Annotated in this window: 13 protein-coding genes; 6 read left to right on the plus strand and 7 right to left on the minus strand. The window is 69.3% G+C overall.

Features of this window, described 5'->3' with window-relative positions:
* The first annotated feature begins 39 nt into the window (after window positions 1-39).
* Window positions 40-1,242 (plus strand): MFS transporter, encoded by a 1,203-nt coding sequence (locus tag ACWGL1_RS01300; protein ID WP_452110957.1) that lies wholly within the window; start codon window positions 40-42, stop codon window positions 1,240-1,242.
* Here the strand turns inward: ACWGL1_RS01300 and ACWGL1_RS01305 are convergent.
* Window positions 1,239-2,156: a LysR family transcriptional regulator gene (locus tag ACWGL1_RS01305; RefSeq protein WP_452110958.1), complete on the minus strand. Its 918-nt coding sequence runs from the start codon at window positions 2,154-2,156 to the stop codon at window positions 1,239-1,241. The two genes, ACWGL1_RS01300 and ACWGL1_RS01305, sit on opposite strands and share 4 nt — an antisense overlap.
* Window positions 2,157-2,464: 308 nt before the next feature.
* Here ACWGL1_RS01305 and ACWGL1_RS01310 point away from each other — a divergent pair, with 308 nt between their 5' ends.
* Both ACWGL1_RS01310 and ACWGL1_RS01315 read left to right on the plus strand, forming a co-directional pair.
* Complete coding sequence (locus ACWGL1_RS01310) at window positions 2,465-4,534, plus strand: TonB-dependent receptor domain-containing protein (RefSeq protein ID WP_452110959.1); 2,070 nt, start codon at window positions 2,465-2,467, stop codon at window positions 4,532-4,534.
* Between the two features lie 18 nt (window positions 4,535-4,552).
* Window positions 4,553-5,974, plus strand: a complete 1,422-nt coding sequence (locus ACWGL1_RS01315; RefSeq protein WP_452110960.1) for a YncE family protein — start codon at window positions 4,553-4,555, stop codon at window positions 5,972-5,974.
* A 50-nt stretch (window positions 5,975-6,024) separates the two neighbouring features.
* Here the strand turns inward: ACWGL1_RS01315 and ACWGL1_RS01320 are convergent, their stop codons facing one another.
* Window positions 6,025-6,795: an alpha/beta hydrolase gene (locus ACWGL1_RS01320; RefSeq protein ID WP_452110961.1), complete on the minus strand. Its 771-nt coding sequence runs from the start codon at window positions 6,793-6,795 to the stop codon at window positions 6,025-6,027.
* Between the two features lie 67 nt (window positions 6,796-6,862).
* On the opposite strand from ACWGL1_RS01320, the gene ACWGL1_RS01325 reads away from it, so the two are divergent.
* Both ACWGL1_RS01325 and ACWGL1_RS01330 read left to right on the plus strand, forming a co-directional pair.
* Entirely contained in the window at window positions 6,863-7,921 is a 1,059-nt protein-coding gene (locus ACWGL1_RS01325; protein ID WP_452110962.1) for a FecCD family ABC transporter permease, read from the plus strand.
* Window positions 7,918-8,706: an ABC transporter ATP-binding protein gene (locus ACWGL1_RS01330; RefSeq protein ID WP_452110963.1), complete on the plus strand. Its 789-nt coding sequence runs from the start codon at window positions 7,918-7,920 to the stop codon at window positions 8,704-8,706. The genes ACWGL1_RS01325 and ACWGL1_RS01330 overlap by 4 nt, the downstream gene beginning before the upstream one ends.
* An 86-nt stretch (window positions 8,707-8,792) precedes the next feature.
* Here the strand turns inward: ACWGL1_RS01330 and ACWGL1_RS01335 are convergent, their stop codons facing one another.
* On the minus strand, window positions 8,793-9,860 hold the full coding sequence (locus tag ACWGL1_RS01335) for a YncE family protein (RefSeq protein WP_291777617.1): 1,068 nt from the start codon (window positions 9,858-9,860) through the stop codon (window positions 8,793-8,795).
* Window positions 9,861-9,898: 38 nt separating this feature from the next.
* Window positions 9,899-11,038 (minus strand): ABC transporter substrate-binding protein, encoded by a 1,140-nt coding sequence (locus ACWGL1_RS01340; protein ID WP_452110964.1) that lies wholly within the window; start codon window positions 11,036-11,038, stop codon window positions 9,899-9,901.
* 193 nt (window positions 11,039-11,231) lie between these two features.
* Between ACWGL1_RS01340 and ACWGL1_RS01345 the strand changes: the two genes are divergently transcribed.
* Window positions 11,232-11,639: a TIGR01244 family sulfur transferase gene (locus tag ACWGL1_RS01345; protein ID WP_452110965.1), complete on the plus strand. Its 408-nt coding sequence runs from the start codon at window positions 11,232-11,234 to the stop codon at window positions 11,637-11,639.
* Between the two features lie 22 nt (window positions 11,640-11,661).
* Here the strand turns inward: ACWGL1_RS01345 and ACWGL1_RS01350 are convergent, their stop codons facing one another.
* From ACWGL1_RS01350 to ispH, 3 genes are all read right to left on the minus strand, one after another.
* Window positions 11,662-11,901 (minus strand): DUF6356 family protein, encoded by a 240-nt coding sequence (locus ACWGL1_RS01350; protein ID WP_291777609.1) that lies wholly within the window; start codon window positions 11,899-11,901, stop codon window positions 11,662-11,664.
* Window positions 11,902-12,012: 111 nt separating this feature from the next.
* Window positions 12,013-12,468 carry an Lrp/AsnC family transcriptional regulator gene (locus tag ACWGL1_RS01355; protein ID WP_291777607.1) on the minus strand — a complete coding sequence of 152 codons (456 nt, stop codon included), beginning with the start codon at window positions 12,466-12,468 and terminating at the stop codon, window positions 12,013-12,015.
* Window positions 12,469-12,503: 35 nt separating this feature from the next.
* Window positions 12,504-13,475, minus strand: coding sequence for a 4-hydroxy-3-methylbut-2-enyl diphosphate reductase (ispH, locus tag ACWGL1_RS01360; protein WP_452110966.1), 972 nt, complete (start codon window positions 13,473-13,475; stop codon window positions 12,504-12,506).
* Window positions 13,476-13,601: the final 126 nt, after the last annotated feature.

Here is a 13,601-nt window from a genome sequence, read left to right on the forward strand (position 1 = left end):
TAGTCGATCAAGCCGCTCCTTTCCGTTCAAGAGCCGCTCATGACCTCCGCCACCACGACTGTCGCAGCCCCCGGCGGCGCCTTCAGCCTGAAGCCCCTGCTGTTCACCGCGGGCGTCGGCAGCATGTCGATGATGGCCTTCGTCGCCGTGGTCGGGCCGATGGCGCGGCTGCTGGGTCTTCAGCCCTGGCATGTCGGGGCGGCGGTGACGGCGGCGGGCCTGGCCTGGATGCTGATGGCCCGCTTCTGGGGCGCGCGCAGCGACGAGGTCGGGCGGCGCAAGGTGCTGTTGATCGCCCTGGCCGGGTTCGCCGTCAGCTATGCGGCGCTGGGCCTGTTCATGAGCGCGGCCCTGGCCCTGGTTCCGGCGGCCATCATCAGCTTCCTGGGCATGACGGCGGCGCGCACCGCCGCCGGGGCCTTCTACGCCGCCGTGCCGCCGATCTGCGCCGCCGTGGTCGCCGACCACACGGCGCCGCACGAACGCGCTCGCGCCATGGGCGCCGTCGGCGCGGCCAGTTCGCTGGGCATCGTCTTCGGACCGGGTGCAGCCGGCCTGCTGGCCGGATGGAGCCTCAGCGCCTCCCTGATCATCATCTCCGCCCTGCCCGTCCTGGCCTTCATCGCCGTGTGGCGGTTCCTGCCCGCCGACGCGCCGCATGAGACGCGCAGGAAGTCGGCGCTGAGGCTGTCGGACGCGCGCATCCGCCGCGCCGTCGTCACCGCCTTCGCCGCCATGTGCGGCGTCGTCGTCTGCCAGGTGGTGGTCGGCTTCCTGGCTCTGGACCGCTTCGGCCTGTCGCCCAATGAGGCGGCGCGCACGGCGGGAATCGCCCTGGCCGTGGTCGGCGTGGTGCTGTTCTCGGCCCAGATGGTGCTGCGCCGGTTGAACTGGACGCCCTCGCGCTTCATCCGCACCGGCGGGAGCATCGCCGCCGTCGGCTTCGTCGGCGCCGCCTTCGCCGCCACGCCGCTGCAACTGTGGGCCGCCTATGGCGTCATCGCGGCAGGCATGGGCTGGGTCTATCCCTCGCAATCGGCGCTGGCCGCCAATGCGGTCGAGGCCCATGAGCAAGGCGCCGCCGCCGGGGCCGTCGGGGCCGCGCAGGGACTGGGCGCCTTGCTGGGGCCGCTGGCCGGAACCTTGGCCTATCAGGCGGCGCAGGGCGCTCCCTACGCCGTATCGGCGGTGATGATCCTGATCGCGGCGCTGTGGCCCGCCACGCGCCTCAAGGCCGGTTAGGCGCGCGCGCTTTCGGCTTCGAACCCGGCGGAGAGGGCGTCGGCCAGCCACCGGGTTCCGGCGTCGCCGTCAGAGCGTTCGTGCCAGACCAGGTGATAGTCGAACGGCCGCATTTCCTGCGGCGCCGGGAAGGCGCGCAGGCCGTGCGCCGCCGCGAAACGCTCGGCCGCCCGGCGCGGCAGGAGGGCCACCGCCTCGCTCGTCTGCAACAGATAGGGGACCAGGGCGAAGCTCTCGGCCCGCACCAGAACGCGGCGCTCGGCCATGTCCGGCAGGTCGTCCGCCACCCAGTCGCCGAAGCCGTCCCCGGCTGACGGCGCGACATGGGGCCACCGCAGCAGTTCGGCGTGCGTCGGCGTCGCCTGATGCACAGGGTGGTCCGGCCGCGCCAGGCCCAGATGAGTCTCGCGGAACAGCCAGCGCGACTTCAACCCCGCGCCGTCGGGATTCCAGCCGGTCAGCACCAGATCCAGCCGCCCGTCCTCAAGCCGCCGCAGGCTGGCGTCCGACAGAGGCTCGACATCCAGTTCCACCCCCGCCGCCTCCTGAGCAATGCGGGCGATGGCGGGCGTCAGGACGCTGAGCAGGCCGAAGTCGGTGGAAGCCAGACGGAACACCCGCTTCATGCGTCCGAGATCCAGGTCGGGATCGCGCAGCAGGCTCTCCCCCGCCTCAAGCCAGGCGCGCAGGGGGCCGGACAAGGCCTCGGCGCGCGGCGTCGGCATCATGCCGCGCGGACCGCGCACCAGCAGGGGGTCGTCGAACTGATCGCGCAGCCGGGCCAGGATGCGGCTCATCGCCGGCTGGCCGATGCCCAGACGCTCGGCCGCGCGCGAGACGCTGCGCTGCTCGATCAGCACCTGAAGATGCTGAAGCAGGGTGAAATCGACGCGGTGGGGAAGTCGCCCCGACATATGGCCTCGCTGCATGACGCCCGGCGCGTCGTCCCCGGCTGTATTAAGAACGCCTCTTAATTGCAACACACTCGCCCTGTGGTTCGCGCTCCGTTTCTCGCCGCTTCCCGACGGCCGCGCCCTCATGCGGCCAGGCGAATAGGCCCCATGCCGAATCCGACATTGAGACAATATTGCGAATGATTATTAGGAGCGAGCCGCTCGCACGGTCGAGCTTTCCTCCCCTCCCCGGGCGCCTGGCGCCCGCCTAACGCACGCCTCTGGGGGCGCAGATGCACCTATCGAAACGCCGCATCGGGCTGGGCCTGATGACATCAACCCTTCTCGCCGCCTCGCCGGCTCTGGCCGAGACCGCCCTGCCGGACGCCTCCGGCGTCGACCCCCAGGCCACCTCGGTCGGCGACGTCATCGTCACGGCGTCAGGCACGGCCGTGGACGTCCGCAACGCCCCGGCCTCGGTCAGCGTCATCACCCGCGACGAGATCGAGCGTCAGCCGGTGCAGAGCCTGGGCGAACTGCTGGGCCGTCTGCCCGGCGTGACCGGCGGCGTCAGCCCCACCGGCGCCATGTCCAAGATCACCATTCGCGGCCTGCCGGACAACTACACCCTGGTGCTGGTCGACGGGCGTCGCGTCGGCAATTCGCGCGACATCAGCTATCGCCCCGACCTGGGCCGCCAGGATCTGAACTGGATCTCGCCCGACATGATCGAGCGCATCGAGGTGGTGCGCGGGCCGATGTCGTCCCTCTACGGCTCCGACGCGATGGGCGGGGTCATCAACATCATCACCCGCAAGATCGCCCCGACGTGGCGCGGCTCGGCCAACACCAGCTACACCTGGTCCGAGGATTCCGAGCGCGGCGACGCCTATCAGCTGGGCGTCAACGTGGCCGGCCCCCTCGCGGAAAACCTGGGCCTGCGCCTGGGCGCGACCTACGCCCGCACCAATCCGGACGAGGTGAACATCTCGAGCAACAACGGCGCGGGCGGCGTCGTCAACAAGAGCCTGAACGGCGTGCTGAACTGGGCGCCGGTCGAGAATCACAACTTCTCGTTCGAAGCCAACTACGGGGTGGAGGAGCCCCTGGCGCCCAAGCTGCTCGTGCCGAACCGCAACGGCGAACTGACGCCGCAAGGCGCCTTCGGCTCCGAGACCGAACGCACCAATTTCCGCGCCAGCCACGAGGGCGAATGGTCCTTCGGCAAGACGCGTCTGGACGTCTATCGCAACGCCTTCGAGAACAAGGCGATGGGCGAGTACGGCGGCTCCGGCGAGTTCGAGGAGTGGATCGTCGACGGCCTGTGGAACTTCGAGAAGAATTTCGTCTGGCTGCACAAGTTCGCCCTCGGCGCCCAGTACCGCCAGGAAGAGCTGACCAACACCGACACCATCGGCACGGTGCCTATCGACTATGACGGCAACGTCATCACCGGGGCCACGCTGAAGGGCGACACGGCTGCCATCTTCGCCGAGGACCAGATCACCCTGCGCGAGAACCTGCTGCTGACGCTCGGCGGCCGCCTGGACAGCCACGACAAATACGGCGAGCACTTCAGCCCGCGCGCCTATCTTGTCTGGCATCCGGCCGAGGCCTGGACCCTGCGCGGCGGCGTCTCCAAGGGCTTCCGCGCCCCGTCCCTGAAGGAAAACAGCGCCGGCGCCGCGACCAACTCGGGCGGTAACGGCTGCCGGGGCCTGATCGGCATGGCCGCCAAGGACAAGAACGGCGACCCGATCCTGGACGGAAACGGCAATCCGCTGATCTACACCTCGGGCAGTTGCTGGATGGCGGGCAATCCGAACCTCAAGCCCGAGGAAAGCACCAGCTACGAGTTCGGCTTCGCCTATGACGGCGCCGCCTACAGCTTCGCCGCCACCTATTTCCACACCGACTTCGAAAACAAGATCCAGTACGCGCCGCTGGGCTATTTCGAAGGCCGCTGGTGGACCAAGAACGAGAACGTCCAGCGCGCCCGCACCAAGGGTCTGGAGCTCAGCGGTTCGGCGGCCCTGCCCTACGACCTGACCCTGCGCGGCAACGCCACCTGGATGATCGAGGCCAAGAACCTGGACACCGGCGCCAGCCTGATCACCACGCCGGAATGGTCGGGTTACGCCTCGCTGGACTGGCGGGCGACCGATCGTCTGGGGGTCATGCTGTCGGCTCAGTACACCGGCGAACAGCTGAGCGGCGGCTCGACCCTGACCAACGCCCGCACCGAGTTCGACCTGACCACCGCCTATGAGGCGTCCGACACGGTGACGCTGCGCGCCGGGGTCTCCAACCTCTTCAACGAGAAGGTCAGCGGCACCGCCGGCGACGGCTACTACTCGCCCGGCCGCCGCTTCTTCGTTGGCCTGACCACCCGCTTCTGATCCGGAGAAACTGCGATCATGACGACCCTACGCAAATCCCTTCGCGGCGCCGCCCTCGGCGCGCTTCTGGCGGCTTCGGCCGTCGCCGTTCCGACCCTGGCTTCGGCCCAGGCCCTGTTCTCGGCGCCCGAGCGCCTGGACGGCGGCCAGGTCGGCTTCTCGTCCGGCGAGCGCGGCAAGCCCGTCCTGCCGGGCGGCCCGGTCGTGGCCAATGGCCGCGGCTTCCATCCGGGCCAGAGCATCGTCCTGATGTACGGTCAGACGCCGCTGTCGACCGGCCCGATCACGGCCGACGCCGAGGGCGGCTTCGAGGCGCGGCTGACGCTGCCCGCCGACGCCCAGCCCGGCAACCACCCGATCGTGGCGGTGTCGCAGTCGCCCTACAACGCCGTCCTGACCAATCTGAAGATCTCGCCGAACGTGCCGCTGTCGAATGAGGCGGCCTATCGGATCACCAGCATCCAGCCGACACGCGGCCTCTATCAGACCGCCTATAGCGCCAAGCGCAACGCCGTCTTCGCCACCTCGGCGGTCGGCCGCCCGCCGGTGCGCCAGTCGGAGTTGCTGCGCCTGAACGCCGACACCCTGGCGGTCGAGGCCCGCGTCACCCCGGCCGCCGCGCCGGGCCGCACCGGCCGCGACGGCCAGCCCCAGGACGGCGGCGTCTTCGCCGTCTACGGCGTCGGCGTCGATGACGCCAACGACACCGTCTGGGTCTCGAACAGCCGCCAGAACACGGTGGCCGTCTATCGCCAGTCGGACCTGTCGCTGGTGCGCCAGTTCGAGCCGGGCACGGTCAACCACGCCCGCGACGTCGTCATCGACGAAGAGCACGGCAAGGCCTACGCCAGCGCCACCTTCGAGCCCGAGGTCGTGGTGTTCGACACCGCCAGCCTGACGGTGGCCAAGCGCATCAAGATCGACTCGACCGTGCGCGGCGAGACCTTCTCGGCCGCCAGCGTCTCCTATGACCGCGAGGCGCGCCGCCTGTACGTCGCCTCCAACTCGACCAATGAGGTCGCAGTCATCGACGCCGCCGCCGACACGGTGCTGAACGTCTTCCGCGTGCCCGGCGCGCGCAGCGTGATCGGCGTCTCGCACGATCCGCAGACCGACCGCATCTTCGTCGCGGCCCAGGGCACCGACAATCTGGTGGTGCTGAACGGTTCGGACGGTTCGGTCGTGGCCGACACCCCCGTCGGCGCGGGCGCCCTGAACGTGGTGTTCGAGCCGAAGTCGCGCCGCGCCTTCGTCAGCACCTTCGGCGCGGGCACGGTGACGGTGACGGATGTCGACGGCCGCATCGTCGCCAACCTGCCCGCCCCGCCGGTGGCGAACCACGTCTCGACCGACGGACGCGGCAACGTCTATGTCGCGGTCAAGTCCGGCTGGACCACGGACGGAAACGACTCCGTGCTGCGCATCCGCCCGGCGCGTTGATCCAAACAGCCCCCGCGCCCGGCGCGGGGGCTTTTTTCTCGCCGCGCCGACTAACCTCGATAAGGCGCAGCGAAGCGCAGCACGGCCGGCAGGGCCGCATAGGGCGTCGAGCCGTGGTCCTCGTCCTCCAGCACCCGCAGACTCGCCCCACGGGCCCCCAGATCGCGAGCGTTGGAGACCATGCGCCGGGCCAGATGCGCGGGCGGCAGCCCCTCCATCTCCTCGCGCGCGCCGACCGCGACCAGCAGGTTCGCGCTCTGGGGCTGGGCGGCGACCACCTCCGGGTTCCACCAGATCGACGGGCTGACGGCGGCGTAGCGGGCGAAGGGCGCTCCGGCGGCGCGCGCCTCGAGGACGAAAAGGCCCGACATGGAATGACCCATCAGCACCGCCTGCGCGGGATCGGCGCCCAGGGCCGCCAGTTGCGGCAACACTTCCGTCGTCAGCCGCGCCAGCAGGGCCGCGCCGCGCGGCTCGGGCGCCTGGCCCTGCGGCCCCGGCGTGAAGGCGTAGGCGGCCACGCGATCGGCCACGCCCGACAGGGTGACCCCCGCCGTCATCATCGCATCCACCCGCGTCTTGGCCGAGCGCCGCAGCAGCCGCCCGGCGACCTGGGCGGCCGTGTCGAAGAAGGCCTCCCCCTCCAGCAGCACCAGGACCGGCCAGCCGCCGGTCGGCCGCTCGCCCTGAGGCGTCGCCACCCGCACGTCCACGGCGGGCGCGCCATCGACAGCGGGCAGGCGGATGGCGTAGGGCTGGGTCGTGTCGGGAGCCATGGCGTTCAGCGGCGTGTCGGCAGGGGCGGGCGAGGTCAGCGTCATACGGCCACCCTAGCCTATCTGGCCATTGATATGTATTGCGACGCATTCTCTGAGTGGAGTTCGTGAATTGGCGAACGCTGAAAACGCCGTGCCCGAGGCGGTCGTCGCCTATTCCAGAAGCGTGCGGACCAAGCTGTTCGCCATCGCCGTTCTGGCCGCCCTGGCGACGGCGGCCCTGCTGCTGGACATCGCCACCGGCCCGTCGTCGATCTCGCCCCTGACGGTGCTGCAAGGGGTGTTCGATCCGTCCAGCCTGAGCACGGCCCAGCAGGCCATCGTCTGGCAGGTGCGCCTGCCCTACGCCCTGATGGCGATGATGGTCGGCGCGGCGCTGGCCCTGGCGGGCGCCGAGATGCAGACGGTGCTGAACAATCCGCTGGCCAGCCCCTTTACGCTGGGCGTCTCCTCGGCGGCGTCGTTCGGGGCGTCGCTGGCCATTGTGCTGGGACTGGGGTCGTCCTTCATCGGCGCCGACTGGCTGGTGCCGCTGAACGCCTTCGTCTTCGCCTTCGGGTCGGTGCTGGCGCTTCAGGCCCTGGCGCGGATGAAGGGATCGGGCATCGAGAGCATCGTCCTGTTCGGCATCGCCCTTGTTTTCGCCTTCAACGCCCTGACGGCTCTGGTGCAGTTCCTGTCCTCGGCCGAGGCGCTGCAGCAGCTGGTGTTCTGGACCATGGGGTCGCTGTCGCGCGCAACCTGGAGCAATGTCGCGGCGCTGGCGGTTGTGCTGGTCGCGGTGACGCCCTTCTCGCTTTTGTCCTCGCGCGCGCTGACGGCGCTGCGTCTGGGCGAGGACCGGGCCATGAGCTTCGGCGTCGATGTGAAGCGCTTGCGCTTCCTGTCGCTGCTGCGGGTCAGCCTGCTGTCGGCGACCGCCGTGGCTTTCGTCGGCGCCATCGGCTTCATCGGCCTGGTCGGGCCGCACATCGCCCGTCTGCTGGTGGGCGAGGATCACCGCTACTTCCTGCCCGCCAGCGTGCTGGCCGGAGCGGTCATCATGTCGCTGGCCTCGGCGGCGTCCAAGATCATCGTGCCGGGCGTGCTGATGCCCGTCGGCATCGTCACCGCGGTCATCGGGGTGCCCGTCTTCCTGCTGCTGATCTTCCGCAACGGAGGCCGGGCATGAGCGAACTGACGATCAGCGGCCTCGACGCCGGATACGGCGGCCAGCCCATCATCAGCGGCTTCAGCCTGCCGCCCCTGACCGCAGGCGAGGTCGTCTCCGTCGTCGGCCCCAACGGCGCGGGCAAGAGCACCCTGCTGCGCAGTCTGGCGGGACTGATCCCGGCGCACGGCTCGATCCGGTTGGACGAGGCCGAACTGACCCGGCTGTCGCTGGCCGACCGGGCCAAGCGCGTCACCTACATGCCCCAAACCCTGCCGCAGGGCGTGGCGCTGACGGTGCTGGAGACGGTGGTGGCCTCGATCCGCGCCACGCCCCTGCGCGGCGCCGTCTATACCGACGCCCAGGCGGCCGAGCGCGCCTATGAGGTGCTGCAACGGATCAACGCCGAGGCGCTGGCCGGACAGCGCCTGGACCGGCTGTCGGGCGGTCAGAAACAGCTGGCGGGTCTGGCCCAGGCCCTGGCGCGCGAGCCGCGCCTGCTGCTGCTGGACGAGCCGACCAGCGCGCTGGACCTGCACTATCAGCTGCGCGTGCTGGACCTGGCGCGCGAGGCGGCGGCCGAGCGGGGCATGACGGTGATGATCGTCCTGCACGACCTGCAGGCGGCGGCGCGCGTCTCGGACCGGATCGCCGTCATGGCCAAGGGGCGGCTGGTCGCCTTCGGAACGCCGGACGAGGCGATCACGCCCGATATCCTGGCCGAGGTCTATCGCGTCTCGGCGCGCGTCCAGCGCTGCGACCGCGGCGCGCTGCAGGTCATGATCGACGACGTGCTGACGGGCTAAGCGTCCCGTCCGCCATTCTCTGCAAGCCAAGAAAAAGGCCCGGCTGCATCTGCGACCGGGCCTTTCCTTATTCAGTCCCGATCGGATCAGGGACGGATCAGCGTCACCACGTCGCCGTTCGGGTCGACCGGGACCGGCGTTCCAGCCGGGGCGTTGCGCGGCAGGCCCCGCGCCTTGTTCGAGACGTAGACGGCGTTGGTGGCGCGATCGATGGCGATGGTCTGGGGGAAGGTGCCCGTCTCCAGGTTCGCCTTCACGGCATAAGTGTCCGAATCCAGCACCGTCACCGTGCCCGCCTGCCGGTTGGCGACGTAGATCTGCTTGACCGCGCCGTTGTAGGCGACGCTCAGGGCGCCCGCGCCGGTGGCGACCTTGTGGATCAGGGCGCCGGTGTCGGCGTTCAGCACCGTCAGCTCGCCCGACTTCTGATGCGCCACGAACAGGCGACGCCCCTCGGAATCCACGGCGATATTGATCGCCGCGTCGGCGCCCGACGGCCATTGGCCGACGGTTTCGCCCGTGGCCAGATCGATGGCGGCGACTTCGTTGCTGCCCATGCCCGTGACATAGAGGCGGTTCGTCGACGCATCGAGCGCGGCGCCCATCAGGGTGCCGACCTGAACCGGGATGGTGCGTTCCAGGGTGTTGGTCGCCCCGTCGATGACCCAGACGAGGTTCGGCTTGGCGGCGTCGCCCGCTTCGCCGCCGACGTCGGTGATGTAGACCTTGTTGTTCGCCTCATCGACGACGACCTGGCGGACGTGGCCGCCGTTCTCGCCATTGCGGACCGAGCCGATCACTTCGCCCGTGCGGGCGTTGATGGCCGTGATCACGCCCGCGCGGGTGTCGGTGCCGTACAGGATCTGGGTGCGGGTGTTCAGATTCAGGCCGTAGAGCGGATTGGCCGAGACGTCGATCGAGGACTCCGGCTCCAGCGTCTGGCCTTGCAGGCGGATGATCTGCGCCTGGTTAGCGCCGCGCGGGCCGACGGCGGCGACATAGAGGTCGTTGTCGGCCGGGTTGAAGACGATCTCATACAGGCCGCCGTGCTCGACCTTGACGGTCTTCTCGATCGTCTGGGCGGAGGCGGTCGAAGCGATCGCCAGGGCGGCGAAGGCGGCGACGGTCATCAGGCCGTTGCGCAGGGGGGTCATGGCGATTCTCCGTGGTGAAATCATCAGGCGACAGAATATCAGGCGGCCGGGACCAGATCGGTCCAGTAGTCCCCGCGATAGGGGACGGCCAGGAAGTCCTTGTTGATCGTGTCCAGCGTCGCGCGCGGGTCCAGATCGGCGAACAGTTCGGGCTGGATCCACTTGGCCAGGACTTCGGTGGCGACGATATCGATGGGCGAGTTGATCAGCTGGTGCGACAGGCCGTGCACCTTGCCCTCGCGCACCGCCTTCAGGGTCGACAGGCCGCGCCGCCCGGCCACACGGCGCAACGAGGCGCGCGACGTCTCCACGTCGTATTTCGGACCGACGACGAAGCCGCCGGTCTTCTCTAGGTGCGGGCCGCCGGTGGCGATGTAGATGTCGGGATCGCGCTCGACCACGAACTCCAGGTTCAGCTTGCCCGACGGCTGTTTCAGCACCTCGGCGCCGATGTTGCGGGCGCCGACGAAGCTCAGATAGTCACCGATGTTCCCGGCGCCGACCGAGTTGCAGCAGTCCGGCCCGTTGCCCGCGTGGGCCTCCAGGAAGACCGTCGGCTTCTGCGCATCCGTAAGACCCGCCACGCGGTCGGAGATGACCTTCAACCGGGCGGCGCGGAAGGCGTTGTAGGCCTGCGCCTGGTCCTCGCGGCCGATCATGGATCCCAGCAGGCTCAGGCTGCGCGACTGATTTTCGAACGGGTGCTGGAAGAAGTCGATATAGGCCACGCGCACGCCCGCCTGCTCCAGCTGGGCCGTCTGGGCGTCGGTCGGGCCGGAATCCAGCGACACCAGGGCGACCTGCGGCTGGGCGCCCAATACGGCCTCGACGTTGAAGGCGGCGGCCGAGCTCGGCGTCTTCGGCAAGGTCGCCAGCGCCGGCGACCTCTCCAGATAGGCGGCGTAGATTTCGGGGCTGAGTCGGTTCACGTCGCCCGCCCAGGCCGCCAGCAGACTGACCGGATCGGGATGGATCAGCGACAGGGCGATCAGGAAGCGGCTGTCGTCGATCGACAGCTTCGTCACCGGGGGAGTGATCGCCAGCGGCCGGTCGCGCAGATCGGTCAGCAGGGAGGACGGCCCGGCCTGGTCGCGACGCGTACAGGCGGCCGCCCCGGTCGCCATCAGGGCGGCGGCGCCCAGCAGCAGGGCCCGACGCCCCAACCTCACCTCGACCATCGGCCCGTTCTCCGCCCATTCATCAGCGACGCCAGCGGCGTTTCACGAGCGACGCTTAATGATAATCAGTGTCAGCTTCAATCGCTGATTTGTCGCAGCGGACGCACGACCGTCCGCGGGTCCGTTTTCATGCTAGGGCTGCTTTCACCGCCCCGCCTCCGTCCCTTCCGCCTCTTGAGCAGAGACTCGCGCCATGAACATCCGCCCATTGGAAGACCGTCTGCACGTCTCGCCGCAGATCCAGCCCGAAGACGTGCCGACGGCCGCCGCCCAGGGCTATCGCGCCATCATCTCCAACCGCCCCGACGCCGAGGAGCCGGGCCAGCCGATGACCGAGGACATCCGCGCCGCCGCCGAGGCTGCGGGCCTGCCCTTCGTCCACATTCCCATTCGCGGCGGGGCCATGACGCCGGACGACGTGGTTCGTTTCAAGGCCGCCCTGGCGGACCTGCCGCACCCGATCCTCGGCTACTGCCGCTCGGGCACGCGCACCACCTATCTCTGGGCCCTGTCCCAGGCGGGCGAACGCCCGGCCGAGGAGATCATCACCCTGGCCGCCCAGGCCGGCTACGACGTCTCGCCTCTCGCCTCGCGCCTATAGAGCCCGCGAGGAAGCCGCGGCCTCAGTCCTGCTCCGGCGCCGTCAGCCGGGCGGAGTCGACGCGGTGGGTCACCATGCGGCGATGCAGGGTCGTGACCACCCCGCTGCCGGTCTTGACGCACAGGCCCGGAAACACCGCATGGACGAAGCAGGCCAGGGAGCCGACGAACATGGCCGCGCCGAACGAGGCGGCGACGCCCATATGCTCCACATAGCTCTCTCCGACCGAGGCCGGGTGATCGACGAACAGACGCTTGAACATGAACCCTCCGCTACAGACTGCGGAGGGTATTCCGATTTCGGAAGAGAATCATTTCTGCACGTTCCCCGAATTTGACAGTTCAGGAGAATAATATTCTCCAACGCCTGCCCATCAGAGCGGAAGGGCCGTGGTGAACTTGATCTGTTCCATGGCGAAGCTGGAGGAGACGTCGTCCAGCGGGGCGATGGCGATCAGACGGCGATAGAAACGGTCATAGGCGGCGATGTCCTTGACCAGCACCTTGAGCAGATAGTCGACGTCACCGCTCATCCGGTAGAACTCCACCACTTCGGGCAGGGCGGCGGCCGCCTTGAACGCCTCCAGCCATTCGGCGTCGTGCCGACGCGTCTTGACCGAGACGAAGACCACCAGCGGCAGGTCCAGCGCCTCGCGGTCCAGCAGGGCCACGCGCGCGGCGATGATCCCCGTGTCCTGAAGCCGCTTCACCCGTTTCCAGCACGGCGTCTGCGACAGGCCCACCCGTTCGGCCAGTTCGGCGATGGGAACGGTGGCGTCGTCCTGCAGTATGGCCAGCAGGCGGCGGTCGATGGCGTCCAGTGCGCTCATGTCGCGGCCCCTCCCCGGCCGATCACGCCGTCGTCTCAGGCCGTCAGGGCGCGCGGCAGTTTGAAGGTCACCGTCTCGCGGGCGCCGTCGTCCTCGGTCACCGTCACGTCGAAGCGCGTGCGCAGCGCCTCGATCACCCCCTGGACCAGAGGCTCCGGCGCCGAGGCCCCGGCGGTCAGGCCGACCGTCTCGACCCCGTCGAACCAGCCCCAGTCCAGATCGCCCGCGTCATCGACCAGACGCGCGTCGCCTGCGCCGGCCTTCAGCGCCACATCCACCAGCCGCGCCGAGTTGGACGAGTTTTTCGATCCCACCACCAGCACCAGGCCGCAACCCTCGCCCAGCCGCTTGACCGCCTCCTGTCGGTTGGTGGTGGCGTAGCAGATGTCTTCCTTGTGCGGGTCGGGCAGTTCGGGGAAGCGCCGCTTCAGCGCCGCCAGAATCTCGGCGGTGTCGTCCACCGACAGCGTCGTCTGGGTGGCGTAGGCCAGCGGCTGGTCGCCGGGGCGCTGGAAGCCTTCCGCATCCTCGACCGTCTCGACCAGGCTGATGGCCCCGGCGGGCAACTGGCCCATGGTGCCGACGACCTCGGGGTGGCCCGCGTGGCCGATCAGGATGACGTGGCGCCCCGCGGCGAAATTCCGCTCGGCCTCGACATGGACCTTGGACACCAGCGGACAGGTGGCGTCCAGGAACAGCATCTCGCGCGAACGCGCCGTCGCGGGCACCGACTTGGGCACCCCGTGGGCCGAGAAGACCACCGGACGGTCGTCCGGGCACTCGTCCAGCTCCTTGACGAAAACGGCGCCCAGCCCCTTCAGCCGGTCGACGACGTGGCGGTTGTGGACGATCTCATGCCGGACATAGACGGGGGCGCCGTATTTCTCGATCGCCCGCTCGACGATCTGGATGGCCCGATCCACCCCGGCGCAGAAGCCGCGCGGCGTCGCCATGCGGACGGCCAGGGGGCGGCGTTGAAACTGCGAAGGGGAGACAGGCGCGTTCATGGGCGCGAACTTAAGGCTTTGCGCGCCGGATCGCCACCGGAAGTCCGCACGCCGTTTGCCGCGCCTCGCTTTAGCCGCTATCACCACCCAGCGTGGCCCGTTCGGGCGTCCGATCGGCCCCGCCTT

This window comes from Brevundimonas sp. NPDC055812 (genome assembly GCF_053616535.1).

Coding starts and splice junctions, on each gene's coding strand:
- ispH (WP_452110966.1), bottom strand. CDS start 13,475: ATGAACGCGCCTGTCTCCCCTTCGCAGTTTCAACGCCGCCCCCTGGCC.
- ACWGL1_RS01330 (WP_452110963.1), top strand. CDS start 7,918: ATGAGCGAACTGACGATCAGCGGCCTCGACGCCGGATACGGCGGCCAG.
- ACWGL1_RS01340 (WP_452110964.1), bottom strand. CDS start 11,038: ATGGTCGAGGTGAGGTTGGGGCGTCGGGCCCTGCTGCTGGGCGCCGCC.
- ACWGL1_RS01335 (WP_291777617.1), bottom strand. CDS start 9,860: ATGACCCCCCTGCGCAACGGCCTGATGACCGTCGCCGCCTTCGCCGCC.
- ACWGL1_RS01305 (WP_452110958.1), bottom strand. CDS start 2,156: ATGTCGGGGCGACTTCCCCACCGCGTCGATTTCACCCTGCTTCAGCAT.
- ACWGL1_RS01310 (WP_452110959.1), top strand. CDS start 2,465: ATGACATCAACCCTTCTCGCCGCCTCGCCGGCTCTGGCCGAGACCGCC.
- ACWGL1_RS01300 (WP_452110957.1), top strand. CDS start 40: ATGACCTCCGCCACCACGACTGTCGCAGCCCCCGGCGGCGCCTTCAGC.
- ACWGL1_RS01320 (WP_452110961.1), bottom strand. CDS start 6,795: ATGACGCTGACCTCGCCCGCCCCTGCCGACACGCCGCTGAACGCCATG.
- ACWGL1_RS01345 (WP_452110965.1), top strand. CDS start 11,232: ATGAACATCCGCCCATTGGAAGACCGTCTGCACGTCTCGCCGCAGATC.
- ACWGL1_RS01350 (WP_291777609.1), bottom strand. CDS start 11,901: ATGTTCAAGCGTCTGTTCGTCGATCACCCGGCCTCGGTCGGAGAGAGC.
- ACWGL1_RS01355 (WP_291777607.1), bottom strand. CDS start 12,468: ATGAGCGCACTGGACGCCATCGACCGCCGCCTGCTGGCCATACTGCAG.
- ACWGL1_RS01315 (WP_452110960.1), top strand. CDS start 4,553: ATGACGACCCTACGCAAATCCCTTCGCGGCGCCGCCCTCGGCGCGCTT.